This window comes from Microbacterium sp., assembly GCF_031179285.1.
Taxonomy (GTDB): domain Bacteria; phylum Actinomycetota; class Actinomycetes; order Actinomycetales; family Microbacteriaceae; genus Microbacterium.
In genome coordinates this window covers 1-21,267 of record NZ_JAPSHY010000027.1, presented here as the reverse complement: position 1 = coordinate 21,267, position 21,267 = coordinate 1, and the positions used below count along the sequence as shown (strand labels likewise).

Sequence of the window (21,267 nt, the reverse complement as noted above, 5' to 3'; positions counted from 1 at the left end):
GGACCGATCACGATGAAGGCGATGGCGTACCGTGGCCCGTACAAGGTGAGGGTCGAGGAGAAGCCCGAGCCCCGGATCGAACATCCGAACGACGCGATCATCAGGGTGACGTCGGCGGGGATCTGCGGCTCGGACCTGCATCTGCTGCACGGCATGATGCCCGACACGAGAATCGGCCACACCTTCGGCCACGAGATCGTCGGCGTCGTGGAAGAGGTCGGCCCGAGCGTGCGGTCGCTCTCGCCGGGAGACCGAGTGATGGTGCCGTTCCACATCTCGTGCGGTTCGTGCTTCTTCTGCACCCGTGGCCTGTTCACGAACTGCCACAACGTCAACCCCAACGCCACCGCCGTCGGGGCGATCTATGGGTACTCGCACACCACCGGCGGCTACGACGGCGGGCAGGCAGAGCTCGTGAGGGTTCCTTTTGCCGACGTCGGGCCGTCGGTCATCCCCGACTGGCTGTCCGATCGCGACGCGCTGATGCTCACCGATGCGTTCTCGACGGGCTACTTCGGCGCTCAGCTGGGAGAGATCCGCGAACTCGATACCGTCGTCGTCTTCGGTGCGGGCCCTGTCGGCCTGGCGGCGGCGCGCTCGGCGTGGTTCTTCGGAGCAGGCCGAGTGATCGTCATCGACCACCTCGACTACCGACTCGAGAAAGCGCGGACCTTCGCGCACGCCGAGACCATGCATCTGGCCGAGCATCGCGACATCGTGCTCGCACTGAAGAGGGCAACCGGGTACCTCGGCGCCGACGTCGTGATCGATGCGGTCGGTGCGGAGGCGGACGGGGATGTGCTGCTTCACGTCGCGGCCAAGTTCAAGCTGCAGGGCGGGTCGCCCATCGCTGCGAACTGGGCGATCGACTCCGTGCGAAAAGGCGGACACGTGTCGTTGATCGGTGCATACGGCCCCGTCGTCACCTCGGTGAAGCTGGGCGATGCGGTGAACAAGGGACTCAGCATCCGCGGCAATCAGGCACCGGTCAAGCGGCAATGGCCGCGTCTGCTCGAGCACATCCAAGCAGGACACGTGAGCCCAGGAGAACTGCTGACGCACAGTTTCCGACTGGACGACATCGCCGAGGCGTACCACGTCTTCTCGTCGAAGCTGGACGACTGCATCAAGCCCGTGATCACCTTCGGAGGAGACTGAGCATGCCCTACGAAGCACAGCACCCGCAGCTTTCACCGTCTGCAGTCGAGCTTCGCGCCCGGGTACCCGGCTGGGGATCCGATGCGCCGGACGAGTATCGCCATACCGCCGACGAACGCGAGGATCTCGGACCGACCGGCGCCCACTGGAGCTTCCCTGACCGCCAAGCCGATGATCCGGCCCGAGAGCGCTCGATCGAGCATGCCATGCTGACGCCGGTCTACGGCACGGCGCAGCCGCTTCACGGTCTCTCGGGCGCGGTACGCCGGCTGGCGTACTCGACCCTGAGCGAGGCGCGCAACACCCGCTGGCTGCTGCTGATCCTCGGCGACCGGATCGAGGCGACAGGCGCCCACCTGCGTTCACTGTTCACCGTGCGACCGGACAACCCGCTCACGCAGACGGGGATCCTCAGTGAGCCTCACCGCCGCCCGATCGCTTCCCGCTTCGGACGGGGGCGGCTGGACCTGCGTCACAGCTGGATCGATCCGATCATCGTCGCAGGGCCGTGGATCGCCGCCGTCGCCGCGATCGTCGCCGTCGCGCGGCGCGCTCTTCGCCGCTGAACGGAATCACCGACACAGCTCCGTCGCGCACGCCGGCGGCGTCACGACCGGGCGTCCGCGGTGGACTCCGCCTGCGCACGCACCCCTGCGGCGGCGCGAACGGCGCTGAGCACACCGACGACCGAGATGCCGGCGAAGACGAACATCATCAGCCGTGCGGATGCGACGAGATCGGGAGCGGCGAGGTTCACCAGCACGCCGGCGAGGGCGGCGCTGAAGGCGTTGGCGATGATGAACACCGTGTTCACCGCCGCTGACGCCTTGGCGCCTTCCTCCTCGCCCGCCGTGCTTGCGAAGGCGGCGACCGTGAGGTGAGTGAACCCGAGCCCGATGCCGGCACCCGCGATGAAGAGTGTCACGAACCACAGCACGATGACGGCGATCGACGGACCTTCGTGCTGCAGCAACGCGTACGCCGCGAGCCCCGCGCCGACGACCAGCGGACCGGTGATGATGAGCGTCCGACGCGCTCCGTCTCGCGAGGCGTTGGCCGCGATCACCTGCGTGATCGACCATCCGAGTGACAGGGCGGCCCCCAGCAGGCCGGCGACGAACGGGACCATCCCGCCGATCTCCTGACCGAACAACGGGATGAACGCCTCGGTGCCGATGCCGAACGCGAGAACCGCGACGGACAGGTACACCCAGCGAAGGGGCGAACCGGCGGCGAACGTGACACGGGGAAGGATGCCATTGCCGATGCGGCCCTCGTGCCGGACGAACCAGACGCCGAGCGCGACTCCCACCATGATCGCGAGGGCGGTCGCCACCCCGGCGGGAACGATGCTCGCGATGCTGACCGCGGCGACCGCGGCGGTCAGCAGGACCAGTGATGCGGCAGGCAACCGCTCGCTCGACCGACCGCGCGCCGTCCTGGGCATGGCGCGCGTCACGACGATGCCGATGAGTGCCGCCACCACCGCGAGAACGATGAAAGCCGCGCGCCAGGCATCGAGCTGTCCGAACAGACCACCCACGACGGGGCCGACGATGTTCCCGACGCCCCACATCGCCGACACGAGCGCGGCAGCTCTCGCCCAGAGCCGCTCCGGCAGTGCGCGCTGGATCAGCGCGTAGCCGAGACCGGCCAGCAGCCCGCCGCCGAGTCCCTGCACGGCACGCCCGAACAGCAGCGCCGACATCCAGGGGCTCGCCGCGCACAGCGCCGACCCCAGAGCGAACAGGCCGAGCGCCAACAGGTACGCCCGCACGGCCCCCTGCTGAACGAGGATCCGGCTCACGAGCATGGAGCTCACCACGGATGCGAGCAGGAACGTCGTCATCGTCCAGGCATAGAACGCCGACCCCCCGATGTCTGCGACGATCGTCGGCAGCAGACTCGTCGTCAGGTAGACGTTGCTCGCCTCGAGCAGCACGCCCCCCGCGAGCACTGCGGCGATCGGCGCGTAGCGGCTGCCGAGCAGTTCACGCCATGTGCCGGTCGATTCGATCTTCTGCTGAGGATTCGCCATTCCGTTGGTCCTTCGCGTTCAGGTCGGGGCGGTCACCGCACCGGGGCGTCGCTCGTGCGGACGTCCACGCGTCACGCTATGACCTCAAGTAAGCTTGAGGTCAAGGAGGTATCGATGTCCCTGGATCCCGACGACCTCCTCGCCATCGGCGAGGTGTCACGACGAAGCGGCGTGCCGGTGTCGGCGCTGCACTTCTACGAGCAGCTGGGTTTGATCACCTCCACCCGCAGCTCCGGCAATCAGCGCCGCTATCGGCGGCACATGCTCCGTCGGATCTCCCTGATCGTGGTGGCCAAGCGACTCGGCATCCCGCTGAGCGATGTGCAGGAGGTGTTCGAGAGCCTTCCGCTGGATCACGCTCCTTCCCAGCGCGATTGGCAGCGCGTGGCCAAGCTGTGGCGGCAGCAACTGGAAGTGCGCCGGACCCAGCTCGATCACCTGCAGCGGGAGCTGACCGGGTGCATCGGATGCGGATGCCTCTCCCTGAAGGCCTGCCGGCTGCTCAACCCCGAAGACGAGCTCGCCGGCGATGGCCCAGGGCCCCGGCGCATCTGAGCTGCTCTCGCGTCAGCGGTACCCCGTGGTGTCGGCCGGTCCCCCGGCATCCTGCACCTCGCGCAGGTAACGCCAGCAGTCCGGGCGCGAACCGTCGACATCGGTGAAGCCGTAGTGCTGGGCGAGTTGGCCGCTGGAAACCGATGCCCCGTTCCATCGGAACCTGTCCGGGTCGGTCGCGAGCGATGCGACCGCGCGGCCGACGAAGCGAGGCGACTCCGAGATGGCGAAATGGGGTTCGCGCTCCGTGGCCTGTCGCCACGTGTCTTCGGTCACGCCGTACTCCTCGAGCATGATCTCTGAGCGCAGCCATCCGGGTGTGAGCGACACGGACGTCGCGCCGTGAGGCGCCACGTCCTTCGCATGCGCCCAGGCGAGCCGGTTGATCGAGGTCTTCGCAAGATCGTAGAAGGGCGACAGACGATAGTGCTCGGCGTTGTACTCGGCGGTCCCATCCGTCATCTCCACGAGCAGGCCGCCGGGGTTCTCGATCAGGAGGGGAAGAGCGTGATGCGCGGTGATCAGATGCGTGTCCACCGCCAGGTGCAGCATCCGCAGCCCCTTCTCCAGGTCGTGCTTCCACACCGGCGTGTCCCACTCGACGAGGTATTCACCACCCCAGATGTCGTTGACGAGCACGTCGAGCCGACCGTGTTCGGTGCGGATCCGAGCGACCAGCGTCGCCACCTCATCGGGAACCAGGTGATCCACCTGCACCGGGATGCCCGATCCGCCTGCGGCCGTGACGAGTTCGGCCGTCTCCTCGATGGTCTCGGGCCGACCGTACTCCGACCGCTCGGCGCGCGTCGTCCTGCCGGTGACGTACACGGTGGCGCCGACGGCTCCGAGCTCGATCGCGATCCCTCGCCCCGCACCGCGGGTGCCTCCGGCCACCAGCGCCACGATCCCCCGCCTCGCCTCGTTCGTGTTCACCCATGACCTCCCGCCCTCGATGCCGAATCCTCGAGGTCATCGTGCCCGCCACCACCGACATCGAGCATCGACGTACGCCTCGGGACGTGGCGTAATGGAGCGATGCGTCCTTTCTCGATCCATGTGTCCGATGAACAGCTGCTCGACCTGCGATCACGGCTGGCTAACGCGCGCTGGCCGGACAGCGAGACCGTCGACGACTGGTCGCAGGGGTTGCCGTTGAGCATCGCCGGCGACATGTGCACCTACTGGGAACACGAGTACGACTGGCGCGCCCGGGAGCGCGGACTCAACGCATTCCCGCAGTTCACGGAGGAGATCGACGACCTCACGTGCACTTCGTGCATGTGCGGTCGCAGAACCCCGGAGCCATCCCGATCGTCCTCACCCACGGCTGGCCGGGGGATGCGAGCGATTCGCCGCCGCCGGCAGCGACTGGGGCACGAGTATCAGCGCGAGTCTCGGCCTTCAGTTCCCGGACCGGGTGATCGGACTGCAGCTGATCCCGCCGCTCGCGGCACCCGACTCGTCGACGTTCGACTCGCTGACGGCATCCGAGCAGACCGCGCTCGACGATCTCGAGCGCGCCAACGCGGTCGAGTCCGGATACTCCGCCGTCCACGCCACGAAGCCGCAGACCATCGGCTATGCGCTCGTCGACTCCCCCGTGGCACTGTGCGCCTGGCTACTGGAGAAGTTCTGGTCGTGGAGCGACAATGGCGGAGACCTTCACAGCGTCATCTCCCGCGACGTGTTCCTCGACAACCTGATGATGTACTGGATCCCCGGCACCGGAGCATCCTCTGTGCGGATGTACTGGGAGAGCTTTACCGAGATCTGGGAGATCTTCAACACCGAGGTGCGTGATCGGATCACGGTGCCGGTCGGAGCCTCGATCTTCCCGCGCGAGAACCCCCGCACATCTCGGCGCTGGGCCGAGCGCCGGTTCGCCGACATCCGGCAGTGGCACGAGCTCGACCGCGGCGGGCACTTCGCAGCGCTCGAGCAGCCGGCGGTCGTGGCCTCGGAGATCGCCTCGTTCTTCCGCGACCTGCGAGGGCCGACACGATAGCGGCCCTCATGCGAATGTCGCCGCATGCAGGAAGATCGCGCTCACCCAGCTCCACCCGGTCGCGATCGTCAGCCTCTGCACCGATCCGGCGTACGGCCGATCCTTCTCCCACGCCGCTGCGAACGCGAAGAATCCCACGAGGGTCGCGACGGCGACGGCGAGCGAGTACCACCGCAGACCCCCGGCCGCGGGGACGAAGACCGCGATGAGCGCGGCCACCGGGATCACTGCGAACACCACTACTCCGGCGGAGTCATGCGCGGCATTCACGCGCGACGTGACGGACGGCGTCTCATCCGGCGTTCCGGGCGGATAGGCCCGCATGGGATCCATGGGGAAGATCCCGGAGAAGATCAGGGCGACGCCGAAGACGCAGACGGCCGCGCCGAGCAGGATGCTGTCGAGAATCCCACCCGCGACGACCGCGCCCGCTGCGACGCTGACACCGCACACCAGGAAGTTCGCGGTCTGGATCCATCCTCGAGGCCCAAGGGCGAGCGCACTGACGGGATGGCGAGCCGGGCTGTACCCGGGGCGGGTGCTCCCGTCGATGAGGAAGACGAGCACGAACAGCGCTGCCCCGCTCGCCCCGCACCACAGCAGCACCTCGCCGATCGGCCCTGTCACGAGCCGTCACTCCCACCGGAACAGCAGTCCGGCCACGGTGACGCCGACGACGACGGTGATGCCCAGGCTCACCAGATGCCCGGCCTCGATCGCGGCGCCCGCCCATGCCGCCGCGATCGCATCGACGGAAGCGCCGAACGGCAGCCATGCGCCGATCTCGGCGAGCGGCTCGGGAAGCGAACCCGGCCCGCCGAACATGCCACCGAGCGCGCCGAGGGCGAAGAACAGGATCAGGCCGATGGCGACAGCCGAGTTCGGCGTCGGAGCGACAGCGGCGACGATGAGGCCCACGCTGTACATGGCCGCCATCGCGAGGGCCGCGACGCCGATCACGCCGACGACGTCTCTGGGCATGCCGGCGTCGAAGAAGAGCATGGCGACCGCGAGTGCGAGACCGATCCCGAGGAGCGCCTGGGCGACACTCACGATGATCTGCGCGAGGAGCACCATCGCCGGAGAGGCAGGGGTCACTGCCAGCCGCCGAAGTATCCCGGTGCGCCGGTACATGGCGAGGAAGCTGGGCATGTTGACGATGCCGATCGTCGCCATGACCATCGTGAGCACCAGCGGGATGACGAACAGATCGAGGGCGGTGAGCCCGTCGCTGATCTCCTGACCGCCGGCGCCGGTGGCACTGGAGACGAGGATGAGCAGCGGCAGCCCCAGCGGCACGACGAGACCCGCGGTGTCTCTCGCGACCATCTTGGCTTCGCACAGCGTGAGGATCGACAGGGATCGGATCCCCGGACGATGGGCGCGGACTGTGATGGCGTTCATGCGGTGTCCTCCGGTTCTCTTGCGGTCAATCTCACGAACGCATCGTCGAGAGTGGCGGCGCCCGAGGTCGCGACGACTTCGGGCGGCGTGCCCTCGGCGATGACCCCGCCGGCGTCGAGCAGGGCGACGCGATCGCACAACCGCTGCACCTCTTCCATCGCGTGGCTGACGAGCAGGATGGTGACTCCGTCCCGCTTGAGCTGGTCGATCGTGCCCCACATCCGCCGCCGCGCCTTCGGGTCGAGGCCCGTGGTCAGCTCATCGAGTATCACCACCCGCGGCCTCCCCGCGAGCGCGAGAGCGACCGATAGCCGCTGCTGCTGACCGCCTGACAGCTTCTCGAACCGGGTGCGGCGGTGCTCCTCCAGATCCACCAGCTCCAGGAGTTCAGCACTCGGGCGCGGATCCGGGTAGAAGCTGCGATACAGGTCCAACAGCTCTCCTACCTGCAGGGCGTCGTGCAACACGGCGTGCTGCAGCTGCACACCGAGCACCTGGCGCAGCTGCGCGCGATCGTCGCGAGGATCGAGGCCGAGCACACGGACCCGCCCACGATCGGGTGTACCGAGTCCCGCGATCATCTCGACGGTGGTGGTCTTTCCCGCGCCGTTCGCACCCAGCAGGCCGAACGTCTCCCCTTCCTCAATTCGCAGGGAGACGTCTTCGACGGCCACGGCACCGCGGTAGCTCTTGGCGAGCCCTTCGGCGAGTATCGCCGGCTCTGTGGTGATCATTCCCTCACGCTATGCAGCCGCGCGCCCGCGTACCTGTGCCGGATGTCACCACCTGCGACCATGACTTTCAGCAGGGGTTCTCGGCGCCCGGTCCTCCTAGGCTGAGGGGATGCGGCGACTCGGAACGGAAGGCTGGGCCGGGATCGCGATGCTCGCTGTCTCGATCGGAGTGGCGTCACCGACGCTCTTCGGGATGACGGAGCCGATCATCCCGCGCGGGTGGTGGACGGTGCTCTTCGCCGGGTTCGTCATATCGATTCTCGCAGCGACCGCGGCGCTCGACTCGCAGCCTGTTCGTCGCGTCTCGCTCGCACTCGGCATTGCGTCGTCGTGGGTGCTGGTGCTCACCGCTCAGAGCACCGGACTGCTCCTGGTGCTGTTCGTCGTGACTGCCGCGGCGAGCGTCTATCTGATCCCACTCTGGGCGAGCTTCGTCGTCGTGGCGCTCAACACGGGGGTCATCGCGCTGCTGTCGACGCAGACCTCGCCGGAGCTCGGCAACCTGATACTCATCGGCTTCTACCTGCTGATCCAGACGGCCTCCGTGCTGAGCTCGGCCACGCTCATCCGGGAGCAGCGAATGCGCCGCGAACTCGCTGAAGCGCACGTCGAGCTGCGGTCCGCGAGCATCCTGCTCTCCGAATCCACTCGGAACGCGGAGAGGCTGCGGATCTCTCGAGACCTCCACGACCTCATCGGCCACCAGCTCACCGTGCTCACGCTCGAGCTCGAGACCGCTCGTCACATGCCGGACGAGAGCGCTCGCACGCACCTCGATCGGGCTGACCGTGTCGCTCGCGAGCTGCTGCGCGACGTCCGTGCGACCGTGGGACGGCTGCGCAGCGAAGCACCCGACCTCGAGCGTGCATTGACAGAGATGTCGGCGACGCTGCCGGGCCTGGCCGTGACCATCGACGTCGCCCCTGACGTGCGGGTCGACGAGGAGCACAGCGAGGCGCTGATCCGAGCAGCGCAGGAGATCATCACGAACACGCTGCGCCATGCCGATGCGCAGCAGCTCCGCATCGACGTCCGAGCCGAACCGGGATCCGTCGTCCTGCGCGCGGGTGACGACGGCCGCGGCGCTGCGAAGATCGTGCTCGGTAACGGACTGCGCGGCCTCCAGGAGCGTTTCGCCGTCTTCGGCGGCGATGTGAAGGTGGACGGGCACGGCGGATTCGCGGTGACGGCGCGGATGCCGGTGCCATGAGACGCGTCATCATCGTCGACGACCAGGCGCTCATCCGTCAGGGGATCGCAGGGCTCCTGGCCGTCGCCGGGATCGGTGTGGTCGCGGAAGCGGCCGACGGCCGCGCGGCCCTTCCGCTGATCGCGAGCGAGAGCCCTGACGTGGTCCTGCTCGACATCCGGATGCCCCGATTCGACGGCATCTGGACGCTGCGGCAGCTGCAGCAGCAGGGGATCGACGTACCGGTACTGGTCCTGACCACGTTCGACGACGACGCGCTGGTGCTCGATGCTCTGCGTGCCGGTGCTCGCGGCTACCTGCTCAAGGATGTGACGCTCCATCAGCTCACCCGAGCGGTGGAGACCCTTGCCGAGGGAGGGGCCCTCATCGCTCCGGCGATGACCGATCGGCTGCTGCGAGCGATCCGCTCCGATGCGGCGCGGATCGATACGGATTCCGCGACCCGGCTCGAGCTGACAGAACGAGAACTCGACGTCCTGCGCCTCGTCGCGTCCGGGTACAGCAACCGTCAGATCGCTGACGGGCTCTTCCTCGCGGAGGGGACCGTGAAGAACCACATCTCGGCCATCCTCTCGAAGCTCGGCGCACGCGACCGCACGAACGCGGTGCTGCGGGCCTTGAGTGACGGCATCCTCCCCTGAGTCCACTATCGCCGACAATCGCAGTCTCCCGCCGATCATGCCGCTTGACAGCGACCCGTCAGGGTGGCATCGTTCTGTACATCCGTTGGAAACGTTTACAGCACTCAAGGGAGAGCGCGCTTGGCCCGTGTCACCATCACCCAGGTCGCCGCACACGCCGGCGTCTCCGTGGCGTCCGCCTCGCGGGCGCTGAACGGGATGATCGCGAGCGCGGAGACGATTGCGAAGGTGAAGCAGGCCGCCGCGGAACTCGGATACGTCGCGGACGCGACGGCACAGTCGCTCAAGCGCGGCAAAACCCACCAGCTCGCCTACGCCGTCGCCGACATCGGAAACCCGGTCTACGTCGAGATGATGAGCGCGATCGAGCGCGTGGTGTCGGCTTCGGGCTACCGGCTGGTGCTGTCATCGACCGGCACATCGTCGTCGTCCGTCGACGTCGTGCGCGACCTCGGCCGCGGGTACGTCGACGGCATGATCCTCTCCCCGTTGCGCGTGACCGACGAGCTGCTCGCCGCCCTCGCCGCGACCCCCGTTCCCGTCGTCGTGCTCGGGCGGCTCCCCGACAGCGCGAACCTCGACACCGTGCGCGCCGACTCGCTCACCGCGATGCGACTCGTGGTGGACCACCTGGTCGCCGAGGGGCGCCGGCACATCGCGTTCGTGAACGGCCCGGCCGACACGACCCCGGGCACCCTCCGTCGCGAGGGCTTCGCCGCCGCTGTCACGGCCCACCCGCTCGTGTCGACGCGCAGCTTCAGTGCTGCGGACTTCACGATCGCGGCGGGATATGCCGCAGCGCGGGACGCCCTCGACGGCGACCACCGGCCCGACGCGATCGTCGCGGCGAACGACCTGATCGGCATCGGCGCCGTCCGCGCAGCCGAAGACCTCGGCCTGGTCGTCCCCGACGACCTCGCCGTCACCGGCGTCGACAACACCGAGCTCACCGGTGTCGTCCGCCCGGGTCTGACGAGCGTCGACCTCGGCGCCGAAGAGCGCGGTCGGGTCGCCGCCGAGCTGCTCCTCGCGAGGATCGCCGAACCGGCACGGCCCGCGCACACCGTCGCCGTCGCCCCCTCGCTCGTGATCCGAGGCTCTTCCGCATCCGGCATCCGACCGGCCGGCACCGGGTCGACCGCGCGCGACACCCCCGCAGGACCCGACCTCATCGATGACGAGAGGGCAGCCGGATGACCAGCACCGCCACGAACACCGAGACGAAGAACGACACGCGCACGACTGCGCCGAAGAAGAAGCACGTCGGCCATCGCACCCGCGCACAGCGTCGCGAAGCCATCGCCCTTGTCGTGCCGGCGCTGCTGCCGATCATCATCTTCTCGGTGATCCCGCTCGTCAGCGGGGTCGCGCTCGGATTCACCAATGCCACACTGAAGCGCAATGCCGAGATCGAGTTCATCGGATTCGGCAACTTCATCGAGCTGCTGGGTGATCACCGGTTCTGGGGCTCGTTCGGCATCGGGATCGTGTGGGCCGGCGCGGTCGCACTTCTCACGCTGATCTGCGCGATGGGGCTGGCGCTGCTGCTGAACAGCGACCTCCGGCTCAAAGGTCTCACCCGGGTTCTGGCGCTCATCCCCTGGGCGATGCCTCCGGTGGTCATCGCGATCGTCTGGCGGATGATCTACAACCCGAACTCCGGCCCCCTCAACGGTGCGCTCGAAGTCGTCGGCATCCCCGGGGTGAACTGGCTCGGCGACTTCTCCACCGCCCTTCCCGCCGTCATCGTGGTGGGGGTCTGGGCCGGGATCCCGCAGACGACCGTGCTGCTGCTCGCGGGCATGCAGTCGATCTCTGCCGAGCAGCACGAGGCGGCCGCCGTGGACGGCGCCGGGGCGCTGCGCCGCTTCTGGCACATCACCCTTCCCGCTCTCCGGCCCGTCATCATCGCGGTCACGGCGCTCGACTTCATCTGGCAGTTCAACTCGTTCGGGCTCATCTACGTTCTCACCGAGGGAGGCCCGGGCGGCCGGACGATGATCCCTCCGCTGTTCACGTACCTCGAGGCCTTCCGCAACCGTGAGATCGGGTACGCCTCCGCAATGGGGGACGTGCTCGTCATCGCGATCCTGCTGATCCTGTCGTTCTATCTGGTCAATCAGTTCCGCCAGACGAAGGGGGCACGCTCATGACCAACCGACGCCCCTGGTACGCCACGGTGCTGATGTACACGGCACTGGCAGCGTTCCTGCTCTTCCTCGGATTCCCGCTCCTGTGGCTGCTGTCGGCGTCGTTCAAGTCGACAGGCGAGCTGAACTCGCTCGCGGTGAATCTGCTTCCGGCGGAGTGGGATTTCACCAACTACACCTCCGCCCTCGAGCGGCAGAATCTGCTGCCTGCCGCTGGCAACTCCCTGCTGGTCTCGATCGCGACGATGATCATCACGGTGCTGCTGTCGATGCCGATGGCCTATGCGCTCGCTCGGCTCAAGGGGAGGCTGCGGGCGGCCGGCACGGTCTGGATCCTCACCAGCCAGGTGTTCCCGACGATCCTCATCATCATTCCGCTGTTCCTCGTTCTCCGCTCGATCAACCTCAATGACACGCTCTTCGGACTGATCCTCGTCTACGTCACCTTCACGCTGCCGTTCACGCTCTGGATGCTGCAGGGCTACGTCGCCGCGATTCCCGCCGAGCTCGAGGAGGCCGGTGAGATGGACGGCGCTTCACGGATCACGATCCTGCGCACGATCATCCTCCCGCTGCTCGCTCCGGGCCTCGTCGCCACCGCGATGTTCACGTTCGTCTCGGCCTGGAACGAGTTCTTCCTCGCTCTGGTCCTGCTGCAGAGCCCGGAGCTCTACACCCTCCCGATCGCGCTGCGCTCATTCCTGGGCGCCGAGGGGCAGACCCAGCTCGGCCCGCTGGCCGCAGGTGCGATCCTCGCGACGATCCCGTCGCTCATCATCTTCAGCATCCTGCAGAAGAAACTCACCGGCGGCATGCTCGCCGGCGCAGTCAAGGGCTGACCCCGGCCCCCGAGAATCACAAATGAGAAAGGCGAGCAACATGAACAGCATCCGAGGCATCGGCGCCATCGCTTTCGCCGGCGTCGCCCTCCTTGCCCTCAGCGGTTGTACGCAGGGCAGCGCCAGCAACGGATCCGGCGACGGGGAGGACGGCGCGATCACCCTCGAGTTCCAGTCGTTGTCCGACCAGCCGGCCACCCAGGAAGCCGTCAAGAAGATCGTCGACGACTGGAACGCCGAGAACCCCGATGTGCAGGTCGAGATCGTCCAGGCCGGATGGGACGGCACCTTCGACAAGCTGATCACCCAGTTCACGGGCGGGACGGCGCCGGACATCATCCACTTCGAGGCGAGCTCGATCGTGTCGTTCGCGGCCGACGGCTACCTCGCCGACCTGACCGACCTCATCGACGAAGAGCTGAAGGGCGACATCTCGGAGGGCATCTGGGACTCGGTCACCCACGACGACCAGATCATCGCGTACCCGTCGACGCTGCAGTCGTACATGGCCTTCGCGAACGCCGATCTGCTCGAAGCGGCCGGTGTCGAGATCCCGACCGGCGACACGATGACCTGGGAGGAGCTCCAGGAGATTGCCAAGGCGACGACCACCGGCGGCACCTATGGTCTCGGCTGGGGTCTCGCTTCGCCGACCGCCGCGATCATGAGCCTGTCTATGGGCTTCGACGGCAGCTACTTCTCGGGTGAGGGCGCGGACGCATCGATCGAGGTCGGCGAGAACGAACTCGCCGTGCCGGAGCTGATCCACGAGATGGCCTACACGGACAAGACGATCGAGCCCACCTCGCTCACCCAGTCGGGGTCGGATGTGCTCGCCTCGTTCTATGGCGGAAAGGTCGCCATGACCGTGCAGGGTTCGTTCCAGGCGACGAACATCGCGAACGATGCTCCCGAGGGCTTCAACTGGGTGGCGCTGCCACCTCTCGAGGGATCGGCGGGCGCGATCCAGGCTGCGAACCCGCAGACCTACTCGGTCAACATCGATTCCGAGTACGTGGAGGAGTCCGCTGATTTCCTCAACTTCTTCATGAGCGGCGACAACCTGGCGCAGATCGCCTACGCCGACGCCCTGATCCCGTCGTCGGAGTCGGCTCGCGCCGAGGTCGAGACGCTCGCCGCCGACAACCCGGCCTGGACGCAGGTGCTCGCCTCCGGCGAAGGACTTGAGGGACCCGCCTTCCTGAAGGTGGAGAAGTACACCGAATGGAAGGACACCATCGCGACGCCCGCCTTCCAGCAGTACCTGGCGGACCAGATCACCAGCGAGCAGCTGGCGACCCAGCTGTCCGACGGCTGGGCGGACATCGCCGGCTGATGACCCGTGCGGGGGCGGACGATCTGTCCGTCCCCGCACCTCATCGACGACCAATGCAAGAAGGAGTGGGAATGTTCGTGTTGCAGGACCGAGTGGCCGGAGTGCTCGCAGGAGCCGCCGTGGGCGACGCCCTGGGAGGCGCGACCGAGGGGTGGACTCCCGAGCAGATCGAGGAGCGCCACGGCGGCCGGGTCGAGGGTATCGTCGGTCCCTTCCTCGCGGACTGGAAGACGGCGCGTCCGATCGCGCCGTACCACAAGGGCGACGGGCACGTCACGGACGACACCCTCATGACCCATGCACTCGTCGAGGTCTACGCCAAGAGGCGGCGACACCTCGACGCCTACGACGTCGCGAGCGATCTCGTCCCGCTCATGATCGGCGAGCGGCGCTGGATCCCCGAGCTCGAGGATGACGCGCTCATCCTGCAGCGCGTCTTCCTCGCCGAGAAATGGATCGTCGCGAAGCTGCACTACGGTCATGCCGACCCTCGGGAGGCAGGCGTCGGCAACATCGTCAACTGCGGCGCGACGATGTACATGGCACCCGTCGGACTCGTCCACATCGGAGATCACCGCGCCGCATACGCCGAAGCGATCGACATCGCGGGCGCCCACCAGTCTTCATACGGACGCGAGGCGGCCGGCGTGTTCGCCGCGGCCGTGGCGGCGTCCGCAGCTCCCGACGCGACCGTCGCCGACGTGCGCTCCGCCGTGCTCGACGTCGCCCACGACGGCACCGCGGCGGCCATCCGCGCGGTGTTCGACGCCGTCGACGACTTCTCATCTGCCGGCGGCTCGGACGATCCTCGCGAACTCGCCCGCGTCGTGCGGGCCGCCGTCGCCCCCTTCGACACGGTCGGCGACCAGTACCGCGCTCCGGCGATGGATGCCCGGCTGCCGTCGCGGACCAAGTCCATCGAGGAGCTTCCGGTCGCGCTGGGCTTCGTCATCGCCCGCGGTGGCGATCTGCGCGCCGCGGTGCTGGATGCCGTCAACTACGGCCGCGACTCCGATTCGATCGCCACCATGGCCGGTGCCATCTGCGGAGGCCTCAGCGGCGTCGCCGCGGTGCCCCGCGAGTGGCTCACCGGCGTGACCGAGGCCAGCCGTCTCGATCTCGACGGCGTGATCGCCACGATGACCGACGTGGTGCAGGACATCGCGCGGGCCGATGCGGAGCGCGCCGCGCAGCGCGCAGCGGCGCTCACGGATCTGCTGGGCGCAGAGGCTGCCGCATGAGACTGACCTGGGCGCAGCCGGAAGACCTCGTCCCCGCCGAGGTGGCGGCTCTGCGAGAGCAGGGAGCCGGTGAGCATGAGCTCGACTCGATCGAGCGGCGATGGGCCGACGCGGGCGGATCGACGGTGCTCGCTCCGACGGGCGCCAGTGCGCAGCCTGCTCCCCCGGCTCTTCGCGCCCTTGCTCGAACGATCCTCGACGAGCTGCACACGCTGCAGGCGCCGAGTGCGCAGGAGCCGGATGACTGGGCCGACATCGCCGTCCTGCTCCCGCCTCCGGCAGCCGCACCCGCCGGCCAGGCGTCGTTCGACCGGGTGCACGGTGCGTGGCTCGGCCGTGCCGCCGGATGTCTGCTCGGCAAACCTGTGGAGAAGATCCCACGCGAAGGCATCGAGGAGATCGCTCGCGCGACCGGCAACTGGCCGATCGAGAGGTACTTCACCGCCGTCGGGCTGCCGTCGGAGGTCGCGACCCGCTGGCCGTGGAATCGGCGTTCGGCGCCCACGTCCCTGCTCGAGAACATCGACGGGATGCCGGAGGACGACGATCTGAACTTCCCCATCCTCGCGCTCGACCTGCTCGAGTCGCACGGCGATGACCTGACCACCGACGACGTGGCCCAGGCGTGGCTGGCTGCCCTCCCGGCCGGCCGAGTCTTCACCGCGGAACGCGCCGCGTATCGGAACATCCTCGATGCGCGCCCGGTGCCCGAGACCGCTACTCACCTCAACCCGTTCCGGGAATGGATCGGTGCCCTCATCCGAGCCGATGTGCACGGCTGGGCTCACCCGGGGGATGTGCGCGCCGCCGCAGCGTCGGCGTGGGTCGATGCCCGCCTCAGTCACACGCGCAACGGCATCTACGGCGAGATGTGGGCGGCCGCGCTCTGTTCCGCATCGCTGGTCGCCGAGTCGATCGACGAGGTCCTCGATGCCGCCGACACCGTCGTGCCGCCGGCATCACGCCTCGCGGGGGCTCTCCGCCTCGGGCGTGAGACGGGGCGCTCGCTCGCCGCGGGCTCGCTGACTGCGGCTGCGGCGCTCGACGTGCTCCATGCCGAGTTCGCGGGGATGCACTGGGTGCACACGCTCAACAATGCCGCCCTCGCCGCCTGCGCCCTGCAGGCCCACGGCGACGACTTCGGGGCAGCCGTGGCGTTCGCCGTGACCGGCGGGTGGGACACGGATTCGGTCGGAGCGACCGTCGGGTCCGTCGTCGGCGGGCTCGTGGGCGCTGACGGCATCGGCGATTCGTGGACAGCTCCGCTCAAGGACAGGATCGCGACCTCCATGCCCGGAGGGCCCGAGCGATCGATCCGGGAACTCGCCGCGCGCACGCTGCGCCTGTCGGAGGTGACGGCATGAGCGTCGTCATCGTCGGCAGCATCAACCAGGACGTCGTCGCCCAGGTCGAGCGCATCCCCGGGCCCGGCGAGACCGTGCTCGCCTCGTCGCTCCTGCGAAGCGGTGGCGGCAAGGGCGCGAATCAGGCGGTCGCCGCACGCCGAGCAGGTGACGCCGCCGTCGCGTTCATCGGCGCGGTGGGGATGGATGCCGACGGCGACGCGCTCCGCGCCGCTCTCATGACGGACGGGATCGACGTCTCGGGACTCTCCCGGGTCGACGCGCCGACCGGCACGGCCCTGATCTCGGTCGACGCGACGGCCGAGAACTCCATCGTCGTCGTCCCCGGCGCGAACGCGGCATCCGAGACTCTGACTGCAGAGCAGCGCTCGGTGCTCGCGTCGGCCCGCATCCTCCTCACCCAGCTCGAGATCCCGATCCCGCTCGTCGAGGACGCCGCACGCACTCGCCCCTCCCGCACCTGGCACCTGATGAATGCCGCCCCCTCCGCGCCCTTCATCACCGCGGCCGACACGTTGCTTCCCATGATCGACGTGCTCCTCGTCAACGAGCATGAGGCGCTCGACATCACCGGCGCCGACGATCTCGAGGTGGCGGTCACCGCCCTGGCCTCGCGCGTGCGCTCGCTCGTCGTCACCCTCGGACGGCACGGATCGCTCGTCCTGTGCGACGGCGATCGAGCGCAGGTGCCGGCGTTCCCGGCGGATGCGGTCGACACCACGGGGGCCGGCGACACGTTCTGCGGGATGTTCGCGGCGACGATCGCCGCCTCCGGTCGCACGCCCGACAGCGTCGACGTCGCCCTCCTCGCCGGTGCAGCGCGAGCGGGTGCCGCAGCCGCAGCGCTCGCCGTCACTCGTCCCGGAGCGCAGGACGCGGTTCCCACCGCCCCCGAAGTGGCGGCGCTGATGAAGGAGGCGAACGCGTGAGCTCGGGCTTCGATCCGCTGCGGCCCCGCGAACTCGATCTGCCGACGGCCGTTCCCCTGCAGGCGGACCTCTCGTCGGGCGAGGCGGCGATCGCACTCGATGACGCGAAGATCTTCGCAGGTCCGAACGATCCGGCCGATGCTCCCCGGTGGCGGGCGCAACTCACCGCCTGGCGGGACGGCGCCCGACGCCGCCACGGCGAACCCCTCCGCTACGGCGACCCCGCCTCGAGCTGGGCGAGCCGATGCTTCACCGTGGCGCAGGTGTGGCTGTGGGATGAGCTCTTCTTCGACTTCGAGGCCCAGCGATTCACGCCGGAGCGGTTCCTCGCCGACGCGCGGGAGCGCTTCGGCGGCCTCGACGGCGTCGTGCTGTGGCATGCGTATCCGGTGATCGGCATCGACGACCGCAACCAGTGGGACTTCTACGACGTGCCTGGTCTCGCCGACGTCGCCGCAGCACTCCGCGCCGCCGGGGTCGCGGTGTTCCTCGATTACAACCCGTGGGACACCGGTACGCGCCGGTCGGGCGATGACGCGGCGGAACTCGCCGCGACCGTCCGACGGCTCGGAGCAGACGGCGTCTTCCTCGACACATTGAAGAAGGCAGACCCCGAGTTGGTCGCAGCCCTCGACGCCGCGCGGCCCGGCATCGGCCTCGAGGGCGAATCGAAGCTCGCCACCGAGCGCATCGCCGACCACACCCTGTCGTGGGCGCAGTGGTTCGCCGACTCCGAGACCCCGGGTGTCCTGCGCGCCCGCTGGTTCGAACGCCGCCATATGCAGCACCACATCCGCCGCTGGCATCGCGATCACGCCGCAGAGCTGCGCTCGGCCTGGCTCAACGGCGTCGGCATCATGGTCTGGGAGGTCGTCTTCGGCGCCTGGGTCGGCTGGAACAGCAGGGATGCCGCGACACTTCGCCGCATGCTGCCGGTGCAGCGGGGTCTTCACCCCTGGCTCGTCGACGGGGAGTGGACGCCCCTCGCGGTCGTCGACGGCGCCCTGGTCGGCTCGACGTTCGAGCTCGACGGAGTCACGCTGCTCGTCCTCGCGAACACCTCGGACGGCGACGCGGTGTTCCGGCCGTCCGGCACCGGGTGGATGGCGCTGCATGCGGGAGACACGGCCGACCAGATCGTCGTGCCTGCCTCCGGCGTCGCCGCGGCCGTGCGGATGGGCGATGGTGTCGCCGTGCCGGTCGAGGTGACGACGGCTCAGTCCGCTCTCGCCGGCGAATCCGTCGAGCGCGACGCGGCGTTCCCTCACCGACGCGCTCACCGCCTGACGGCCCCGCGCTGGGAGGGTCCGCTCGCACCTGCCGATCCGACACCTGCGCCGGCCGTCACCGTTCCCGCCGGCGAGCACACGCTCACCGTGCGGTTCCGCATGCGTGAGACCGGCATGTACGACGGAGCCCCCTATGTCGACGAGTGGAAGCCGCTCCCCCCGCGCCTGCACGATCCGCGCACGCTGGAGCGGACCATCGAGCTCCGCCGTCCGGTGCGGGTCGACGCGCACGAGGTGAGCGAAGCCGAGTACGCGCGCTTCCTCGACGCGATCGGCGAGAGCGCCGAAGCGCGTGATCCCGAGCGACCAGCGACAGGCGTGACGTTCGCACGCGCTCGCGAGTATGCGGCCTGGGCGGGCGGGCGTCTGCCCACCGAAGACGAATGGCAGCTCGCCGCCGGGATGCCCGGCTTCGCCCGCCGAACGCCCGAGGTGTGGAACTGGACCGAATCCGAGCACTCCGACGGACGCACCCGTTTCGTCATGCTCAAGGGCGGCAGCGCTCATCGCAGCGAAGGTTCCGACTGGTACTTCGACGGCGGAGTGAAGCCCGCGGAGTTCAGCGCCAAGCTGCTGCTGCCGGGACTCGGGCAGGATGCCTCCCCGTCGATCGGCTTCCGCATCTGCCGGGAGGAAGACGAATGAGCGCGCTCGAAGGCCTGCGAGTGGTCGATGCCTCGACACTGTTCGCCGGGCCCATGGCGGCGATGCACCTCGGCGACATGGGCGCGCACGTGATCAAGGTCGAGCATCCGAACCGGCCGGACCCGGCTCGCGGCCACGGGCCGAGCAAGGACGGCCAGAATCTGTGGTGGAAGACGCTCGGACGCAACAAGCGCACGGCGGCGATAGACCTGCACACCCCGGGCGGACGTGAGGCGTTCCTGCGGCTCGCGCGCACCGCCGACGTGGTGATCGAGAACTTCCGGCCCGGCACGCTCGAACGCTGGGGGCTGGACTACCCCGTGCTGTCGGCGGAGAACACCGGCCTCGTGCTCGCCCGCGTCACCGGATTCGGGCAGATCGGACCATACCGGCGGCGCCCAGGGTTCGGCACGCTCGCCGAGGCCATGAGCGGATTCGCGTCATCGACCGGTGAGCCCGACGGCCCTCCCACCCTTCCGCCGTTCGGCCTCGCCGACGGGATCGCCTCGCTCGCCACCGCGTACGCGATCATGGTCGCCCTGCACGCCAGGGGTCGCGACGGCAAGGGGCAGGAGGTCGACGTCGCGATCATCGAACCCATCCTCGCGATGCTGGGTCCGCAGATCACCCGGTGGGATCAGCTCGGCACCGTGCAGCCGCGCACCGGCAACCGATCGGCCAACAACGCGCCCCGCAACGCCTACCGCACGGCCGACGGCTCCTGGGTCGCGGTGTCGACGAGCGCGCAGTCCATCGCCGAGCGCGTCGTCGCTCTGGTGGGACGCGCAGAGCTCGCCGACGAGGCGTGGTTCGCTTCCGGCGCCGGTCGCGCCGAGCACGCCGACCTTCTCGACGAGGCCGTCGGCGGCTGGATCGCACGGCACTCCCGTGACGAGGTCATCGACGCGTTCGAGAAGGCCGAGGCCGCGGTCGCGCCGATCTACGATGCCTCCGACATCGTCGCCGACCCGCAGTTCAACGCGCTCGGAACCGTGCACCGGATACATGACGACGACCTGGGCGAGATGGCGATGCAGGGGCCGCTCTTCCGTCTTTCCCGGGATGATGCGACGATCGCCTTCACCGGCCGATCCCACGGCGCCGATACGGACGCGGTGCTCGGTGAGCTGGGCTACTCGGCCGACGAACTCGCGGCACTGCGGGAGGAGGGCAGTATCGGATGACACGACCGATCATCGTGGCCCTCTATGCTCCCGCCGACAGGCCGGAGCGGTTCGAGAAGGCGCTCGACGCCGGGGCGGATGCCGTCATCGTCGACCTGGAGGATGCGGTGACGGCGTCACGCAAGGCAGATGCCCGCGCCGCCCTCCCCGAGTTCGCTGCGGCGTGGCAGGCGCGGGGCGAGCGGGCGCCCGCCGTGCAGGTTCGCATCAACGGCAGCGGATCATCCGAGTACGACGCCGATCTCGCAGCCATCGTCGATCTGCCGGCCGCGTTCGGCGTGCGGCTGCCGAAGACGCAGTCCGCGGCGGACGTCGAGGCCATCCTCACCGCCGCCCCCGGTCGCGCCGTGCACGCCCTGCTCGAATCGGCCCTGTCGATCGAGCGGGCCTTCGAGATCGCCGGCGCCGGTGTCTCCTCCCTCGCCACCGGAGAGGCCGATCTGCGTGCCGAGCTCGGCGTGCCGGCGGGCAGTGCCGGCGAAGCGGGACTGGCGTGGTCGCGCAGTCGCGTCGTCAATGCGGCTGCTGCTGCGGGCCTGCCGGCG

At 68.8% G+C, this 21,267-nt stretch carries 21 protein-coding genes and 1 pseudogene; 17 read left to right on the top strand and 5 right to left on the bottom strand.

The genetic code is table 11. The features are described from left to right. Positions 1 to 12 precede the first annotated feature (12 nt). Positions 13 to 1,158 carry a zinc-dependent alcohol dehydrogenase gene (locus tag RIN18_RS14305; RefSeq protein WP_309104656.1) on the top strand — a complete coding sequence of 382 codons (1,146 nt, stop codon included), beginning with the start codon at positions 13 to 15 and terminating at the stop codon, positions 1,156 to 1,158. 2 nt (positions 1,159 to 1,160) lie between these two features. After that, positions 1,161 to 1,724 carry a hypothetical protein gene (locus tag RIN18_RS14300; RefSeq protein ID WP_309104655.1) on the top strand — a complete coding sequence of 188 codons (564 nt, stop codon included), beginning with the start codon at positions 1,161 to 1,163 and terminating at the stop codon, positions 1,722 to 1,724. Positions 1,725 to 1,765: 41 nt separating this feature from the next. On the opposite strand, the gene RIN18_RS14295 is transcribed toward RIN18_RS14300, so the two are convergent. Next, complete coding sequence (locus RIN18_RS14295) at positions 1,766 to 3,196, bottom strand: MFS transporter (protein WP_309104654.1); 1,431 nt, start codon at positions 3,194 to 3,196, stop codon at positions 1,766 to 1,768. Positions 3,197 to 3,310: 114 nt separating this feature from the next. Here RIN18_RS14295 and soxR point away from each other — a divergent pair, with 114 nt between their 5' ends. Further along, positions 3,311 to 3,751, top strand: a complete 441-nt coding sequence (soxR, locus tag RIN18_RS14290; protein ID WP_309104653.1) for a redox-sensitive transcriptional activator SoxR — start codon at positions 3,311 to 3,313, stop codon at positions 3,749 to 3,751. 12 nt (positions 3,752 to 3,763) lie between these two features. Here soxR and RIN18_RS14285 read toward each other — a convergent pair whose 3' ends face one another. Next, a complete protein-coding gene (locus RIN18_RS14285; protein WP_309104652.1) occupies positions 3,764 to 4,684 on the bottom strand; it encodes an SDR family oxidoreductase in 921 nt (306 codons plus the stop codon). Between the two features lie 102 nt (positions 4,685 to 4,786). On the opposite strand from RIN18_RS14285, the pseudogene RIN18_RS17655 reads away from it, so the two are divergent. Both RIN18_RS17655 and RIN18_RS14280 read left to right on the top strand, forming a co-directional pair. Then, positions 4,787 to 5,172 (top strand): annotated as a pseudogene (locus RIN18_RS17655) (epoxide hydrolase N-terminal domain-containing protein). Continuing rightward, complete coding sequence (locus RIN18_RS14280) at positions 5,169 to 5,756, top strand: hypothetical protein (RefSeq protein WP_309104651.1); 588 nt, start codon at positions 5,169 to 5,171, stop codon at positions 5,754 to 5,756. The pseudogene RIN18_RS17655 and the gene RIN18_RS14280 overlap by 4 nt, the downstream one beginning before the upstream one ends. Before the next feature lie 6 nt (positions 5,757 to 5,762). Here the strand turns inward: RIN18_RS14280 and RIN18_RS14275 are convergent, their stop codons facing one another. From RIN18_RS14275 to RIN18_RS14265, 3 genes are read right to left on the bottom strand one after another with little or no spacing between them, the layout of a single operon-like run. Then, a complete protein-coding gene (locus RIN18_RS14275) occupies positions 5,763 to 6,383 on the bottom strand; it encodes a DUF998 domain-containing protein (protein WP_309104650.1) in 621 nt (206 codons plus the stop codon). A gap of 6 nt (positions 6,384 to 6,389) precedes the next feature. Next, the gene (locus RIN18_RS14270) at positions 6,390 to 7,160 is read right to left on the bottom strand and encodes an ABC transporter permease (protein WP_309104649.1); all 771 of its coding nucleotides are present in this window, start codon (positions 7,158 to 7,160) and stop codon (positions 6,390 to 6,392) included. After that, a complete protein-coding gene (locus RIN18_RS14265) occupies positions 7,157 to 7,894 on the bottom strand; it encodes an ABC transporter ATP-binding protein (RefSeq protein WP_309104648.1) in 738 nt (245 codons plus the stop codon). The genes RIN18_RS14270 and RIN18_RS14265 overlap by 4 nt, the downstream gene beginning before the upstream one ends. A 109-nt stretch (positions 7,895 to 8,003) precedes the next feature. Between RIN18_RS14265 and RIN18_RS14260 the strand changes: the two genes are divergently transcribed. From RIN18_RS14260 to RIN18_RS14205, 12 genes are all read left to right on the top strand, one after another. Continuing rightward, entirely contained in the window at positions 8,004 to 9,104 is a 1,101-nt protein-coding gene (locus RIN18_RS14260; protein WP_309104647.1) for a histidine kinase, read from the top strand. Then, positions 9,101 to 9,745 (top strand): response regulator transcription factor, encoded by a 645-nt coding sequence (locus tag RIN18_RS14255; protein ID WP_309104646.1) that lies wholly within the window; start codon positions 9,101 to 9,103, stop codon positions 9,743 to 9,745. Before RIN18_RS14260 ends, RIN18_RS14255 begins: the two co-directional genes overlap by 4 nt. 120 nt (positions 9,746 to 9,865) lie before the next feature. Beyond that, positions 9,866 to 10,942, top strand: a complete 1,077-nt coding sequence (locus RIN18_RS14250; RefSeq protein WP_309104645.1) for a LacI family DNA-binding transcriptional regulator — start codon at positions 9,866 to 9,868, stop codon at positions 10,940 to 10,942. Next, a complete protein-coding gene (locus tag RIN18_RS14245) occupies positions 10,939 to 11,898 on the top strand; it encodes a sugar ABC transporter permease (RefSeq protein WP_309104644.1) in 960 nt (319 codons plus the stop codon). Before RIN18_RS14250 ends, RIN18_RS14245 begins: the two co-directional genes overlap by 4 nt. Continuing rightward, on the top strand, positions 11,895 to 12,734 hold the full coding sequence (locus tag RIN18_RS14240) for a carbohydrate ABC transporter permease (RefSeq protein WP_309104643.1): 840 nt from the start codon (positions 11,895 to 11,897) through the stop codon (positions 12,732 to 12,734). The genes RIN18_RS14245 and RIN18_RS14240 overlap by 4 nt, the downstream gene beginning before the upstream one ends. Before the next feature lie 40 nt (positions 12,735 to 12,774). Then, a complete protein-coding gene (locus RIN18_RS14235; protein WP_309104642.1) occupies positions 12,775 to 14,070 on the top strand; it encodes a sugar ABC transporter substrate-binding protein in 1,296 nt (431 codons plus the stop codon). Between the two features lie 71 nt (positions 14,071 to 14,141). Then, positions 14,142 to 15,311, top strand: a complete 1,170-nt coding sequence (locus RIN18_RS14230; RefSeq protein ID WP_309104641.1) for an ADP-ribosylglycohydrolase family protein — start codon at positions 14,142 to 14,144, stop codon at positions 15,309 to 15,311. Continuing rightward, on the top strand, positions 15,308 to 16,675 hold the full coding sequence (locus RIN18_RS14225; RefSeq protein WP_309104640.1) for an ADP-ribosylglycohydrolase family protein: 1,368 nt from the start codon (positions 15,308 to 15,310) through the stop codon (positions 16,673 to 16,675). The genes RIN18_RS14230 and RIN18_RS14225 overlap by 4 nt, the downstream gene beginning before the upstream one ends. Continuing rightward, positions 16,672 to 17,604, top strand: coding sequence for a ribokinase (locus tag RIN18_RS14220; protein ID WP_309104639.1), 933 nt, complete (start codon positions 16,672 to 16,674; stop codon positions 17,602 to 17,604). Before RIN18_RS14225 ends, RIN18_RS14220 begins: the two co-directional genes overlap by 4 nt. Then, positions 17,601 to 19,538: an SUMF1/EgtB/PvdO family nonheme iron enzyme gene (locus tag RIN18_RS14215; RefSeq protein WP_309104638.1), complete on the top strand. Its 1,938-nt coding sequence runs from the start codon at positions 17,601 to 17,603 to the stop codon at positions 19,536 to 19,538. The genes RIN18_RS14220 and RIN18_RS14215 overlap by 4 nt, the downstream gene beginning before the upstream one ends. Next, the gene (locus tag RIN18_RS14210) at positions 19,535 to 20,722 is read left to right on the top strand and encodes a CoA transferase (RefSeq protein ID WP_309104637.1); all 1,188 of its coding nucleotides are present in this window, start codon (positions 19,535 to 19,537) and stop codon (positions 20,720 to 20,722) included. Before RIN18_RS14215 ends, RIN18_RS14210 begins: the two co-directional genes overlap by 4 nt. Then, positions 20,719 to 21,267: aldolase/citrate lyase family protein (locus RIN18_RS14205; RefSeq protein WP_309104636.1), on the top strand; the 549-nt coding region annotated here is incomplete at its 3' end. The genes RIN18_RS14210 and RIN18_RS14205, both read left to right, overlap by 4 nt.